Raw genomic sequence first — 14,586 nt, 5'->3', positions numbered from 1 at the left:
CTTTATTAAACCGAGATCGGTATCCAGAACAACCCCGATATGCGATCCCCGCAACATATTGTTGCTGACCGTTGCAATCGCGTTAGATTTTGCAATAGATTTTGCTCGTTTATGGGAAAACTGCACTGAGGGATCGTCGATCGCCTTAGGTTTAGACCATAATTATGCTGCTAGTTGTGCATACCGTTTAAACCTGATTCAACGCTTATTCAATGCTTAAACTTTGTAGGACGCTCTAGGATTCTGCATGACCGTCAAAAATCTGATTTTTACCGTACCGCTAATTTTTATTCCCATCTCCATCGCGGCTCATTTTCTGGACTGGGGATCAACCGTTGTTTTCGTTACGGCTGCGATCGCAATTATTCCCCTAGCAGGCTGGATGGGCACCGCAACTGAGGAAATCGCCGTTGTCGCTGGTCCCACGCTGGGTGGACTGCTCAATGCGACGTTTGGCAACGCGACGGAACTGATTATTGCGATCGTGGCGCTAAATGCTGGCCTAGTGAATGTGGTCAAAGCCAGCTTAACGGGTTCGATCATTGGCAACCTACTTCTGGTGATGGGTCTATCGATGCTGCTGGGCGGAATTCGCTTCAAGGAGCAGGATTTTCAGCCCGTTGTGGCCCGCCTGAATGCGTCGTCGATGAACTTGGCGGTAATTGCCATTCTCGTGCCTACCGCAGTCGATGTCACTTCTGAAGGGATTGACCAGCCGTTGATGCAGTATCTGTCAGTGGCAGTGGCGGTTGTTTTGATTGTGGTTTATGCCCTGACGCTGCTGTTCTCAATGAAAACTCACTCCTACCTTTGCGAAGTTGCAGAGGTGGAATTTGCCGAGGATACAGACGGTGTGAGTTCGGAAGCTGAGCATAGTGAGCATTCGGTCAACCTGCCGCTGTGGATTGGGGTGCTGCTGGTTGCGACGCTATTTGTCGCCTTGGAATCAGAGTTCCTTGTCAGCGAACTCGAAACGGCAACGGTGCAGTTAGGCCTGTCTGAATTGTTTACGGGTGTGATCCTGCTGCCGATTATCGGCAACGCGGCTGAACACGCCACAGCGGTGACAGTCGCCATTAAAAACAAGATGGATCTCTCGATGGCCGTCGCAGTGGGTTCCAGTCTGCAAATTGCCCTATTCGTTGCGCCCGTTCTGGTGTTGGTCGGTTTTGTGATTGGTCAGCCGATGGATTTGGACTTCAATCCCTTTGAGCTGGTCGCCGTCGCCGTCGCCGTGCTGATTGCCAACTCAATTAGCTCCGATGGTAAGTCCAACTGGCTGGAGGGAACGCTGCTGCTCGCGACCTATACCGTATTGGGCTTTGCCTTCTACTTCCATCCCGTCATTGAAGGTATTGGCTAATCCAGTAGTCCAGTAGGTTGGGTCGAGCAACGCGAAACCCAACAAGAAGCTCTGAAATTGTTGGGTTTCGTTGTCACTCAACCCAACCTACAAGTAGCCATAACAAGTAGGCATCAATAGCCATACGAAGGGTAAATGCCATTCGCCCCTATCCAGATAAACAACGGTGTGCCAGATAAATATTTGGCTTCGGAACGTCTGGTCAGAGCGGCCCGTCTGGAAACATCGAGACTTGTGTATTGTTATCAGATAAGCATTCAGAGGAGCGTCCACCATGAGCGGGGTTAAGGGGCTAAAATCTGGCCTCCAATTTGTTGCGATCGCACTAATCACCATTAGCACCGTCTTGCTATGCAGCGGGAAACCAACACCCGCCCAGTCGGTGCGATTCAGCGATCTGCAGGGCCATTGGGCGCAGCCCTGTATTGAAGATTTAGCCGCTCGTCGGGTGATCAACGGCTATCCAGACGGCACGGTGCGCCCCAACGGCTTGGTCACTCGGGCCGAGTTTGCCACAATGGTAGACGCGGCCTTTTCACCCGATCCGCTGCGGAGCCCAATTCAATTTACCGATGTGCCATCGAATCACTGGGCATCTAGCGCGATTCGCAGCGCCTTTCAGTCCGACTTTATGAGCGGCTATCCCGGTAATCGGTTTGTGCCCAGCCAGAATATTCCCCGTGCCCAGGTACTAGTTGCGATCGCAAGTGGTCTCCAGGTCGCGCCCCAAGCCGTTGCCGAGAATGAGCTAGAAACCTGGTTCGACGACGCCTCGCTGATCCCGGAGTATGCTCGACCGGGCGTGACGGCAGCGTTAGAGAATAAGCTGATCGTCAACTATCCCAACGTGCGGCGGCTCGATCCCAATCGGCCAGCTACACGGGCAGAAGTGGCAACGGCAATTTGCCAAGCCTACAGCGCCGAAACGAAGGTGAGCCTGCTTTCGGCTCAATACGTCGCCTCGGTGGATGGGACAGGCGGTACGGTCGTGAATAATCCCAATCCTGACCCTGGAATACCCGTTCAGCCTTCTACACCGATTCTGAGGCCGAATCCTCGCCCCAATCTGCCTAGTGAAGAAATTCGCGGCGTTTGGTTGACTAACGTGGATAGCGAAGTGCTGTTCAGTACCGAGCGGCTGAAAACTGCGATCGCAGAACTGGCCGACATGAATTTCAACACCATTTACCCAACGGTGTGGAACTGGGGCTACACGCTCTATCCCAGCGAAATCGCCGAGCAGGTATTTGGCTGGCGGGTTGATCCCGAACCGGGACTGCAAGACCGCGACATGCTGGCTGAGGCCGTCGAAGAAGGTCATCGGCACAACATGAAAGTCTTGCCCTGGTTTGAATTCGGCTTCATGGCTCCCTCTTACTCGGATTTGGCCAAAGAGCGCCCTGAATGGCTGACTCAGAGATTAGATGGTAGCCAAGTTTATATGCAAGGCGAACACCCCCGCGTCTGGCTGAATCCCTTCCATCCGGAGGTGCAGGAGTTCATCATCAGCATGGTGACGGAAATCGTCGCCAACTACGACATCGACGGTATCCAGTTTGATGACCACTTTGGCCTGCCCTATGAGTTTGGCTACGACCCATACACCGTCAAGCTCTACAAGCAGGAGCACAAAGGCCAAGCACCACCCGCCGATCCCCAAGATCCCGAATGGATTCGCTGGCGAGCCGACCGGATCAGCCGCGACTTTGCCCGCATGTTCCGCGCGATTAAGAACACGAAAGAGGACTGCATCGTCGCCCTATCACCCAATCCTCAGCCCTTCGCGATTGAAAACTTCCTGCAGGACTGGATCACCTGGGAGCGGGAAGGCTGGCTGGAAGAGCTGATCCTCCAGGTCTATCGCCCCGATATGGAGCGGTTCATCATGGAGCTGAATCGTCCGACGATCCAAGCCGTGCGTCGCCATATCCCGGTCGGCATCGGTATTATGACTGGGTTGAAAAACTATCCCGTACCAATGGAACTGATTTGGCAGCAGGTGCAAGCGGCTCGTCAGGCTGGCTATCGCGGCATATCATTCTTCTTCTACGAAACGCTGTGGACGGGTAATGAAGGACGCGACACGCGCAAGCGACTGTTCCAATCTCTATTTGCCACACCTGCCAAGCATCCGAATTTGAATGATGGCTGGACGGTTCCGTTTTAAAAGGTGAGGGGTGAGGAGTGAGGCGTAAATCGTAGGGGCGAATGGCTATTCGCCCTGACGCAGGGTTATACGAAAAGGCAGCGTCACTCCGCTGCCTTTGTTTGTTGATAGCCCAAAATCGCGATCGCACCTTTCAATCCAGACATAAAATTCGGGCATGATAGAAGCAGCGATCCCGTTGACTAACATGCTGTTACTGATACTGAATCGGGCAATGGCGAATTAGTATAGTCGCGTATGATTGCAGTGTTGCGCTGGATGAAAGCCATTTTATGAGCCGCATTAAACTCGTGAGTGTGATTACCTTAGTTGCCGTGCTTAGTGGTGGCGCTGCAATTGTTAGCCAAGGATTTGCGAAATCGGGCCAGTTCTCGGCGGGTAAACGCTACTCACTGGAAACTGCGATCGCATCCTTTGAAGTGAATCTCGACAGCTTGGAGGAGGCCGGATTCATGCAGTGGACACCGTCTAGCGCTTCAATGGAAATGGTGGACGTGATGAATGCAACTCAGATTCTTTTGCCGGAAGAGGAAGCCGAATTTCGCCAAGCAGGTAAGCCTGTCCCCGACCCCATTCCCTACGTTTTGGAAACGCCGACCAACCCTTGGCAAATCGTTGTGATCCCCGATGATGCCGCTCAAAAAATTCGCATAGAAGGCTACGGCGTAGATCTCACTCAACCCCTGATCACCCAAGAATGGCCCTGCTGCTCGTTCTAAACCAAAGTATTACGCCTCACGCCTCTCTCCTCACGCCTCACCTCTTAAAATTCTTGCTATACAATCAAACCGTTGTTTTGAGCAGGATTCATGTTTATCGACTACATCACCCTCATGTTGATCAACATGGTGGCGGGGCTAGTGCTCTTAGCGGACTTTGTCTATCGCGGACTGGATGACGGAGCCAATCTCAAGCGCTGGATACCCGGATTTGGCATCGTTGGCGGCATTGCGCTCGCCACCGGACTGCACATGATTTGGACATGGCCTGTGATCGGCAGTTTTAATATCTCCTTTGGCGAAACCACCGTCATGTTCGGCTTCTTATTTACGGCTGCCGCAGTTGCGATCGCGTTCAATTGGGATTTACTCACGATCGCGATTTATGCGTTCTTTGCGGGATTGGCAGCTGTGCTGATCGGCATTCGCATCATCAACTTGGGGCAAACCAATCAGCCCGTTGTCGCGGGTCTTGGCTTTATCCTGACTGGACTCGGTGGCATCCTCTCCGCACCAACGCTGATCTATTTACGCAGCAGCAAAGGTTGGCGCACTTTGGGAGCAATTGTTCTATTGATTGCTGCACTCATCTGGGCAATTATTGGCTACAGAGGCTACTGGGGGCATTTGGAAAGCTTTAGTGATTGGCAACCCCCTGTCATGCGAGGAAACTAGCCATTGGATAGGTGTAGCCCACATAATCGAGTTACGACAGATAGTTCTAATGGTTCTAAATGCGTAGCACCATACAGGGGAATTTAGGCAAATCCTGACTTTGTTAAGGAAGTGTAATTCTGCTTTCTCTGGAATATAAACTGCAAACCCTTTGTCTTATGAGGGTTACACGATGAACAGCAGCTCTATATTTCCGTTCTCAGTTCGCCTGACACACGTTAGCATCAAGTTAATCTCGGTATAGGGCAGCCGAATTTGTATTGGTTGATGCATTATTAAAGCTAGGATAGTGATTCAGCTCATTGCCGTTTGTTGAGTTAGCGAGCATCTGCCAATCAGCAAATTTGTTTAATGTACGTTAACGGCATGGGCATGGATGATGAGCCAGAGTAAATCTGGTGATTTTCTGTATTTGTAGTTTAATTTAGCGATTGATTGACGAGGTTCCCCGTGGTGCAAGTCCGTCAGCAAGTGTCGGTTCAGCGCGCATCTGGCGCGTATGCTTTGATTGACAGCCTGAAGCGACATGGTGTCAAGCACATTTTTGGCTATCCAGGTGGCGCAATCCTGCCCATTTACGATGAGCTGTATAAGGCAGAAGCGGCTGGTGGTATTCAGCATATTTTGGTGCGGCACGAGCAAGGTGCATCCCATGCGGCGGATGGCTATGCTCGCGCTACTGGCGAGGTGGGGGTGTGTTTCGGCACCTCTGGCCCTGGTGCTACTAATTTAGTGACTGGAATTGCCACTGCTCAAATGGATTCCATTCCAATGGTGGTGATTACTGGCCAGGTGCCTCTGCCCGCGATCGGTAGCGATGCCTTCCAGGAAACGGACATCTACGGCATTACGCTGCCGATTGTGAAACATTCCTATGTGGCTCGCGATCCACGGGATATTCCTCGAATTGTGGCAGAAGCGTTCCACATCGCTCAAACCGGACGCCCCGGCCCCGTTCTGATTGATGTTCCTAAAGACATTGGCTTAGCTGAGTTCGATTACGTTCCAGTTGAACCCGGCAGCATTCGCCTGACTGGCTATCGTCCGACGGTGAAGGGCAACCCACGTCAAATCATGCAGGCGATTAACTTGATTCGTCAGGCAGAATCGCCGCTGCTATACGTGGGCGGTGGTGCGATCGCAGCCAGCGCTCATGCCGAAGTGAAGCAGCTCGCCGAATATTTCCAAATTCCCGTCACTACAACCTTGATGGGCAAAGGCGTATTTGACGAGAAGCATCCGCTTGCGGTTGGTATGTTGGGTATGCACGGCACGGCCTACGCCAACTTTGCGGTCAGTGAATGTGATTTGCTGATTGCGGTCGGTGCGCGGTTTGACGACCGCGTGACGGGCAAACTGGATGAATTCGCGTCGCGCGCCAAGGTCATCCACATCGACATTGATCCCGCCGAAGTTGGCAAAAATCGTGCGCCGGATGTGCCCATCGTTGGCGATGTTCAGCACGTACTGAGCAATCTGCTAGCGCGCTTGGCAGAAGAAAATAATCCGGCCAACCCCAATCAAACGTTAGCCTGGCGTAACCGGATTAATCACTGGCGAGAAGACTATCCCCTCCAGGTACCTCGTCCTGAGGGAATTCTATCTCCCCAAGAGGTAATTGTGGCGCTGGCTGAGCAGGCTCCCCATGCCTACTACACCACTGATGTCGGCCAGCACCAAATGTGGTCCGCTCAGTTTCTCAAGAATGGGCCTCGCAAGTGGATCTCTAGCGCGGGTCTCGGCACGATGGGCTTTGGGATGCCAGCCGCTATGGGCGTGAAGGTGGCGCTACCGGATGAAGACGTAATTTGTATCAGCGGTGATGCCAGCTTCCAGATGTGCTTGCAAGAGCTAGGTACTCTGGCTCAGTACCACATTGCAGCCAAGACCGTGATTATCAACAACGGCTGGCAGGGCATGGTGCGCCAATGGCAGCAGTCCTTCTACGGCGAGCGCTACTCCTCGTCCAACATGGAAGTCGGGATGCCAGACTTTGTCAAACTGGCGGAAGCCTACGGTGTCAAAGGCATGATTGTGGAGCGGCGGGAAGATTTAATACCTGCGATCGCAGAAATGCTGGCTCACGATGGCCCAGTTCTAATGGATGTCCACGTGAAGCGGGACGAAAACTGCTATCCAATGGTGGCCCCCGGTAAGAGCAATGCTCAGATGTTGGGTTTACCTAAGGCCGCGCGACTTGAGGCGAATGAGCCAGTTTATTGTCCAAGCTGCGATGCCAAGAATCTACCTACCCACAGCTTCTGCCCCGAATGCGGCACTAAGCTCTAGCGGTTAGATTAATTCACAAACAAAACCAGCCAGATTGCTGAGCAATCTGGCTGGTTTTGTTTTGTCTTACCGTAGGGGCAAATGGCAATTTGCCCCTACCAGGCGTCAATCAACTTATATCGAATTCAACTAGAAAGAACCGAAACTATTTTCTGTGAGAGTCAGGCTGCGCCTGACTCTCACAGAAAATAAAAACTGGCTTTTATATGCGGTTTCCGTGTTAAACGCCAACGGCAGACGGTTCGCGCTTAAAGGACTTGAGAATGCGATCGGCCATTTGCGGTGGCGTCAAGCCCAAATCGCTCTTCGACTCGTTTGGCGTCGCGTGATCGACCAGCTTATCCGGTACACCCATGCGGGTAACGGGCACTAGCACCTCGTGATCCAGCAGCGTTTCCGCTAGGCCAGAGCCAAAGCCACCGATAATGCAGCCTTCTTCCATCGTGACCACACGACCAATCTGCTTCGCTAGTGGAACGAGTAGCTCAGTGTCAATCGGCTTGGCAAAGCGAGCATTGACCACCGTGGCCTCAATACCGTGTTCGCTGAGAATTTCCGCCGTTTGCATCGCCGGATAAACCATTGTGCCGTAGCCAACCAGGAGAATATCATCGCCCTGGCGCAGAATTTCACCTTTACCAATTGGCAGCGGTTCCCAGCCTTCTTCCATCAGCGGCACACCCTGACCGCTGCCACGCGGATAGCGCACAGCGATTGGCCCATCGGTGTAGTCGATGCCTGTGACTAGCATTCGCTGTAGTTCGGCTTCATCCTTGGGAGCCATCAGCACCATGTGGGGCAGACAGCGCAGATAAGCGATGTCATACATGCCCTGGTGGGTAGGGCCATCGGCACCGACGATCCCAGCGCGGTCAAGACAGAAGAAGACCGGCAGCTTCTGAATACAGACATCATGCACAATCTGGTCGTAGCCCCGCTGCAAGAACGTGGAGTAAATCGCAGCCACCGGACGCATGCCTTCGCAAGCCAAACCCGCAGCCAGAGTGACAGCGTGCTGCTCGGCAATACCCACGTCGATATACTGATCCGGCAGCTTTTCTTGCAGCTTATTTAATCCCGTTCCGGTTGCCATTGCAGCAGTGATCCCGACGATTTTGGGATTGTTTTCAGCCAGGGTGATCAGGGTTTCCGCAAACACCTTGGCATACTTGGGCGGCGTGGGCTTAGTGGGCGGAATCGCTTTACCTGTAGATAAATTAAACGGCGACTGAGCATGGTAGCCAACCTGATCCTTTTCTGCGATCGCATATCCCTTGCCCTTGGTGGTCGCCACGTGTACCAGGACGGGGCCAGTATGCTTGTGCCCTTCTTTGAAGGTGGTGATCAGTTCAGATAGGTTGTGACCATCCACTGGCCCCATATAGGTGAAGCCTAGTTCTTCAAATACGGCACCCACTTTGGAGACTGCCAGCCGCTTCATCCCCTCTTTGACGCGATTCAGTTCCGGCGTGAGGGATTGACCGACGAAAGGCAGATGCTTGAACTGCTCTTCCAGGTTGTCAGTCAAGAACTGCATCGGCGGGCTAAGGCGCATTTTGTTGAGATAGCGGGAAATCGCACCCACGTTCGGAGAAATCGACATCTCGTTGTCGTTCAGCACCACCATCAGGTTGGTGTTGGGCAAATGTCCGGCGTGGTTGATCGCCTCCAGCGCCATGCCGCCCGTTAATGCCCCGTCACCAATCACAGCGACGACTTTGAAGTCTTCGCCTTTCATATCGCGGGCCATTGCCATGCCCAGTGCCGCAGAGATACTGGTAGACGCGTGCCCTGCACCAAAGTGGTCAAACTTGCTCTCAGAACGCTTCAGATAGCCCGCTACGCCATCTTTCTGCCGGAGTGTATGAAATTGGCTGTAGCGGCCTGTGATTAACTTATGGGGGTAAGCTTGATGTCCTACGTCCCAAAGGACTTTGTCTCGGTCTAAATCTAGGGTTTGATACAGGGCTAGGGTGAGTTCGACCACGCCTAGTCCTGGTCCCAGGTGGCCACCACTGGTTGCCACCGTCTGTAAGTGTTTCTCTCGAATCTGACGCGCGATTTGTTCAAGCTGATGGATCGATAGACCATGCAACTGATTGGGATGGGTCAGTTCACTCAGGTGCATAACTGGTGTTCCCTCTGGGTCAATCTATAAAGAATTTTGGAATACCTTATTCACTGTAGAGGATTCAGCGACTGTAAGCAGAGATTAGTAACCTTTTTCCGACGAAATCAGACCGGACATATTACGTCAAATTAAGCCGAGTTCCCGCTATATCAGTCTGCCGACAGACTTGAATAAAGATTGATTTTTATGTCAAGGCTTCAACAAATCTTCGGATTTCTTTGGATATTTCGCCAAATGTCTAGACGGATAGCCATGATCGAAGCTGACCGCATCGTTTTTTGCCCGGATCTCGACAGATTGCGGCTGATTGAGGGAGTTGGGTTTATAATGAGCTTCGATCTGAGATTTAGTTCATCACTACAGCTCTTCCTATGCGGTTTAGAACTCGTCCGATTGCGATCGCAGCTCTCCTAGTTGCCGGTTTGGTCTCTGCACCTCGTACAGCCCAAGCCTGGTGGTTTGATATTGACTGGGACGATGACGAATCCTATCGAGAATGTGCCGAGGCTTTACTGAAGTATGACGATCTAGACCCTACTGTGGCAGCCTCTGCCTGCGCCGGGGCCTTAGAACCAGAAGAAGTGAGTGAGTGCGTCACGCTGATTGAAGGCGATACCGAAATCGCCCCAGTGGATGCCCTCGCGTCGTGCCGTCGCGTCCGCCGCCCAGGAGAAATGGCGGAGTGTGTGGTTAACATTGACAACGAACTGGCCTCAGAACCGCTAACCGTATTAGATAACTGTCGCCGCAGCTTACTGCCCGATCGCTATGCAGAATGCGTAATTGAAATTGCAGATGCAGCCGATGTTTCTGTCGATGAAACCATGCCCGTTTGCATCAGCGCTGGCGATCGCCCCCGCGATTTAGCTCCCAGCTTCATTCCCCGCGTCGAACTAGAGCGTCCCGATACCCCACTCCAGTTCGCACCCTTAATTCCACTGGAATAGTTGGAATTTGGTTTAAAGAGTTGTCCCGTTTTTCTATAGCTGTAGTCAGCTAGGTTAGGACACGGACATTTTTGTAGCGCGGCGGAGCCGCGCTACAAAAATGTCCTAACTAATATGACTACCGCTATACTCTGGGACTGACTGAAACATTAAGCTCGTGAAACAAAGATGCCGCCGATGATGATTAGGATGGCTCCGGCGAGGAGCTGAAGCGGACGGACTTGTTGCCACTCTGCAAAAATTAGCAGTGCTAAGCCGACGGTGATTAGCGTGTTCATGTTGTAGAGCGGAACCAGCTTGGCCAGCGGTGCCTGAAACTTGAGGATGCCAAGCACAACGCAGCCCGTACCCAATCCCCAGAGCACACCCTGCATGGATGACGATGCGATCGCAACTCGGGATGGTGCTGATCCGGGCAACAGCACTTGCAGCACAACACCAGTAGCGCTGATGGCTAAACCAACCCAAAAGAGATGCCACCCGACCGGAATTCCTGCATTGGCACTCGACTTAGCAAAAATAGAGGACACCCCGTAGAAGATGGCTGGCAAAATGCCACCGATCAGCAACCCAAGTAAGTTAGAAGTCACGGATAGCAATTCACTCCTTTGATCGGTTGATTAGTGTGCAGGCAACTAGCGTGTGAGACACACGTCTTAGGATCAAGAACCAGTGCGCATTTTAGCTAACGCGAGGCCCGCATCAACAGCAGTACACCAACAACTAGACCAAAAATATTGGGAATCCAGGCTGACATGAAGGGCGAAACCGCTCCCGTAATCCCCATTGCGTTGGTAATGTAGGCAAATAAGTAGTAGGCAAAAATAATCACAACACTGACGCCAAAGCTGGTAGCACGACCGCTGTTACGACTAGAGCGAATTCCCAGAGCGGCTCCTACCGTCCCCATAACCGCACAGACAAAGGGCAGCGCATACTTTTGCTGAATTCGGACTTTAAGCTTGCGAATTTTTTGTTCCTCAGCTCCGCTATTTTCCAAAAGCCGCAGTAAATCCTGTGATTGAGCAATATTCATTTCGCCATAGTCGCGTCCCCGTTCAGCAAGATCGAGCGGCGTGCGCGGCAGTTGCAGCGTTTGGTTTTCAAATGTCACGATATTGCGGAAAGAGCCATCGGGTGACACGACATAGATGGTGCCATCTTCAAAATTCCAGGCGTTTTGGCTCAGATCCCAGGTCGCTGACTTGGCGCTGACGATTTGGTTCAGTCCATCTTGAGATAAATCAAGAATTGTCAGTCCCTTCATCTCTGCACCGTCAAACCGCCGAGCATAAAACAGCCGTGAGAGTTCTTCACCGCCTTCCTGGCTGTCTCGAAATTCCTGATAGAGAATGTTTTCTTCTTGGAAGGGAGGACGTTCTTCATTCAGGGCTCGCTCAAGCGTGATGGCTGCACGATAACTAGCCGCTGGCGTAATCAGCTCATTGAAGGCAAAGGTCATGCCCGTGACGATAAAACTGAGAACGATGGCCGGAGCAACGATTCGATAAATACTGACGCCACAACCCCGCATCGCCACTAGCTCACTGTCGCTGGACAGTCGGCCAAAGGTCATCAGCGTCGCCAACAGCGTGGACATGGGGAAGGCCAGCACGACAAACTCTGGCATTTTGAGCAGAAAGATTTCGACCGCTAGACTAAACGGTAAGCCAGATTCAGTGACACGCCGAATCAGTTCAAACAGCGAATCGACCGAAACGCCGATAGAGGTGAACGCTCCCACCCCAAACAGAAATGGTGCTAGCAGTTCCGCAGCTAAGTAGCGATCCATGACGGAAATGCCAAACGAGGCCCATCGGGGAGTCTGCCAGCGCTGGCGAGGAGTAGAAAAATCAGTCATGGTGCTTGTTCAAAAACTTGCTAAGAAATAGACGGTTTCAGCTCACAAAACTCGATTTTAGCGTTTTGCAGGATTCGCTCTGGGCAAGCCGAATTAAGGCTGAAAATCTTCGCCCAGATAGTGTTGACGCACCAGTGGATTGCTATACAGCTCGGCAGCACTGCCAGAGGCGAGAATCTGCCCGTCGCGCATGATGTAGGCGCGATTGGTAATTTCTAATGTTTCGCGCACATTATGGTCAGTAATGAGAATTCCCATGTTGCGATCGCGCAATCCAGCAACAATCTCCTGAATTTCTTTGACGGCAATCGGATCAACTCCGGCAAAGGGTTCATCGAGTAATAGGAACTTTGGCCCTTCTAGTCCTGTGGCTAATGCTCGCGCTAGTTCCGTGCGGCGGCGCTCTCCCCCTGAAACCTGCCCGCCTTTTGTGCTGGCAACCGTTTCGAGTCGAAAATCATGCAGAAGTTGATGCAGCCGCTTGGGTTGTAAGTGAGATGGCACACCCGTCTGCTCCAGAATCAGCAAGATATTATCGGCAACGCTTAAATTTCGAAAAATGCTGGGTTCCTGAGCCAAGTAACCAATGCCGAGCTGAGCTCGTTTGTGCATCGGCAGCGATGTAATGTCTTTATCGTTGAGCCAAACTTTACCCTCATCCGGCTTCTCAATGCCAGTTGTCATGTAGAACGTGGTGGTTTTTCCAGCTCCGTTTGGCCCCAGTAAGCCAACGATTTCGCCTTGCGCGACCGTTAAGCTGACGCGACTGACAACCGCTCGCCGACCATAGGATTTATGCACATTCTCAAGCGCAATCTTGAGTGGCTGATCGGAGGCAAACACAGAAGAGGAAGCGTAGTGACTAGATTTTAGCAATGGCGTTACGTCATCAAAATCAGCAGGGAAGTTGTCCTACCCGTTTCAGTGTCGCCTGTTGCTCACGCAACCGCAAGAGGAGAGGATCGTGTTCCCATCATAAATTTCATTAAAGGATTCAGCAAAGTCCTTTAGATCGGTTAAAGAGTTGATGTCTCATACCGCTGAAATAGTTTGAAACCGTCGAAGGCGAACTAGGATGCGTAATAGTTGGTGATGTAAGTGTGGCATGGGGGGCAAATTACGGTGCTATTTGGATGGGTTCAGACGGGTGTCAGTGTTTTGTTATGGGCAGCAATTTTCATTGTAGGAGTGCCGATTGCGGTGCTGTTTGCAGAATGCTGCTTAGCGCTTTTGGGCCGTCGGCAGGTGCAACTGGGAACGACGAACAAGCCAGCCACGGGCGCGATCGCACATTCCGCCCCCAACTCTACACCAGAATCTACCGTAAACTTAGCCGTCCTAGTGCCCGCTCACGATGAAGAGTTGGTGATTCGAGACACGCTAGCCGCACTCACGCCCCAGCTTCAGCTCCATCAGCGTCTGCTGGTGGTTGCCGACAACTGTACAGACAAAACGGCTGAGATTGCTCGCTCAATGGGCGCAGAAGTGATTGAGCGGTTTGATACGGAACGACGCGGCAAAGGCTATGCTCTGGACTATGGGGTGCAACACTTGGCTGCAACCAATCCTCCAGAGGTAGTGGTGATTGTCGATGCCGATTGTGAGGTGCAACCGGGCGCGATCGCAACCTTAGCTCAAACTGCGATCGCAACTCAGCGTCCTACCCAGTCCATTTACCTGATGGAAATTCCGCCCAATCCATCGGCCAAAGATACGATTTCAGCTCTGGCGATTCGGGTCAAGAATCTCGTCCGTTCGCTGGGCCTAGCGCAAATCAATCAGCCCTGTCTGCTGGGCGGCACGGGCATGGCGTTTCCCTGGTCAGCCATCCAATCGGTTGATCTGGCTACGGGCAACATCGTGGAAGATATGAAGCTGGGGTTGGATCTTGCGATCGCGGGTTACTCGCCCAAATTTACTCCCTCTGCTACTGTCGTGGGTCGTTTGCCGCAGCAGGAGGCGGCTGCCACCAGTCAGCGCACTCGCTGGGTACATGGCCATATTCAAACGCTGCTGAGCTATGGCCCCCGCCTCTTCTGGGAAGCCTTCCGGCAGCGTCGCTTCGATCTGTTTTGCTTAGCGCTGGAACTCTGTGTGCCGCCCTTATCGCTGTTGGTTATGCTGTGGCTGGGTGTGACTGGATTAACGCTGGTTAGCGGCTTGATCGGTCTATCCTGGCTGCCTGCTTTAGGTGCGATCGCAGTCGGTACGCTGCTCGTCCTGGCGATTCTGATTGCCTGGGCCGGATTTGCTCGTCACGATTTGCCCGCCAAGGTACTGCTGGCGATTCCGGTTTACCTGCTGTGGAAGATTCCGGTCTATCTCAAGTTTGTCAAAGGCCCAGAGTCGAGCTGGGTACGCACCGCACGCGATACCGCTGACTCCTAATGTCAAGTCTGCGCACAAACAATTTAGAGCGGAACGCGCTGAGCAA

At 52.4% G+C, this 14,586-nt stretch carries 11 protein-coding genes; 7 read left to right on the top strand and 4 right to left on the bottom strand.

The annotated features are described in order from the left end of the window. The first annotated feature begins 247 nt into the window (after positions 1-247). The 5 genes from cax to ilvB all read left to right on the top strand — a co-directional run bounded on the left by cax (position 248) and on the right by ilvB (position 7,213). A complete protein-coding gene (gene cax / locus AC286M_RS08820; protein WP_488204021.1) occupies positions 248-1,363 on the top strand; it encodes a calcium/proton exchanger in 1,116 nt (371 codons plus the stop codon). Between the two features lie 274 nt (positions 1,364-1,637). Then, positions 1,638-3,530, top strand: a complete 1,893-nt coding sequence (locus AC286M_RS08815; protein WP_488204020.1) for a glycoside hydrolase family 10-like protein — start codon at positions 1,638-1,640, stop codon at positions 3,528-3,530. A 272-nt stretch (positions 3,531-3,802) separates the two neighbouring features. Next, positions 3,803-4,249 carry a hypothetical protein gene (locus AC286M_RS08810; protein WP_488204019.1) on the top strand — a complete coding sequence of 149 codons (447 nt, stop codon included), beginning with the start codon at positions 3,803-3,805 and terminating at the stop codon, positions 4,247-4,249. Between the two features lie 90 nt (positions 4,250-4,339). Beyond that, positions 4,340-4,924, top strand: coding sequence for a DUF981 family protein (locus AC286M_RS08805; RefSeq protein ID WP_488204018.1), 585 nt, complete (start codon positions 4,340-4,342; stop codon positions 4,922-4,924). A 450-nt stretch (positions 4,925-5,374) separates the two neighbouring features. Next, positions 5,375-7,213: a biosynthetic-type acetolactate synthase large subunit gene (ilvB, locus tag AC286M_RS08800; RefSeq protein WP_488204017.1), complete on the top strand. Its 1,839-nt coding sequence runs from the start codon at positions 5,375-5,377 to the stop codon at positions 7,211-7,213. A gap of 220 nt (positions 7,214-7,433) precedes the next feature. On the opposite strand, the gene dxs is transcribed toward ilvB, so the two are convergent. Then, on the bottom strand, positions 7,434-9,341 hold the full coding sequence (gene dxs / locus AC286M_RS08795) for a 1-deoxy-D-xylulose-5-phosphate synthase (protein WP_488204016.1): 1,908 nt from the start codon (positions 9,339-9,341) through the stop codon (positions 7,434-7,436). 374 nt (positions 9,342-9,715) lie between these two features. Here dxs and AC286M_RS08790 point away from each other — a divergent pair, with 374 nt between their 5' ends. Next, on the top strand, positions 9,716-10,291 hold the full coding sequence (locus AC286M_RS08790) for a hypothetical protein (protein WP_488204015.1): 576 nt from the start codon (positions 9,716-9,718) through the stop codon (positions 10,289-10,291). Between the two features lie 149 nt (positions 10,292-10,440). On the opposite strand, the gene AC286M_RS08785 is transcribed toward AC286M_RS08790, so the two are convergent. The 3 genes from AC286M_RS08785 to lptB form a co-directional block, all read right to left on the bottom strand. Then, positions 10,441-10,881: a hypothetical protein gene (locus tag AC286M_RS08785; protein ID WP_488204014.1), complete on the bottom strand. Its 441-nt coding sequence runs from the start codon at positions 10,879-10,881 to the stop codon at positions 10,441-10,443. A 95-nt stretch (positions 10,882-10,976) separates the two neighbouring features. Next, entirely contained in the window at positions 10,977-12,152 is a 1,176-nt protein-coding gene (locus AC286M_RS08780) for an LptF/LptG family permease (RefSeq protein ID WP_488204013.1), read from the bottom strand. 93 nt (positions 12,153-12,245) lie between these two features. After that, the gene (gene lptB / locus AC286M_RS08775; RefSeq protein ID WP_488204012.1) at positions 12,246-12,995 is read right to left on the bottom strand and encodes an LPS export ABC transporter ATP-binding protein; all 750 of its coding nucleotides are present in this window, start codon (positions 12,993-12,995) and stop codon (positions 12,246-12,248) included. Between the two features lie 279 nt (positions 12,996-13,274). Between lptB and AC286M_RS08770 the strand changes: the two genes are divergently transcribed. Next, the gene (locus tag AC286M_RS08770; RefSeq protein ID WP_488204011.1) at positions 13,275-14,540 is read left to right on the top strand and encodes a glycosyltransferase family 2 protein; all 1,266 of its coding nucleotides are present in this window, start codon (positions 13,275-13,277) and stop codon (positions 14,538-14,540) included. The last annotated feature ends 46 nt before the right edge of the window (positions 14,541-14,586 follow it).

Source organism: Thainema salinarum CENA647, from assembly GCF_057732415.1.
Note: the sequence above shows the minus strand (reverse complement) of the source record. Positions and strands in the feature narration are given on the sequence as shown.

Excerpts from the sequence above, each read along its gene's own strand:
- cax (WP_488204021.1), top strand. The coding sequence starts at position 248 with ATGACCGTCAAAAATCTGATTTTTACCGTACCGCTAATTTTTATTCCC.
- AC286M_RS08815 (WP_488204020.1), top strand. The coding sequence starts at position 1,638 with ATGAGCGGGGTTAAGGGGCTAAAATCTGGCCTCCAATTTGTTGCGATC.
- AC286M_RS08810 (WP_488204019.1), top strand. The coding sequence starts at position 3,803 with ATGAGCCGCATTAAACTCGTGAGTGTGATTACCTTAGTTGCCGTGCTT.
- AC286M_RS08805 (WP_488204018.1), top strand. The coding sequence starts at position 4,340 with ATGTTTATCGACTACATCACCCTCATGTTGATCAACATGGTGGCGGGG.
- dxs (WP_488204016.1), bottom strand. The coding sequence starts at position 9,341 with ATGCACCTGAGTGAACTGACCCATCCCAATCAGTTGCATGGTCTATCG.
- AC286M_RS08790 (WP_488204015.1), top strand. The coding sequence starts at position 9,716 with ATGCGGTTTAGAACTCGTCCGATTGCGATCGCAGCTCTCCTAGTTGCC.
- AC286M_RS08780 (WP_488204013.1), bottom strand. The coding sequence starts at position 12,152 with ATGACTGATTTTTCTACTCCTCGCCAGCGCTGGCAGACTCCCCGATGG.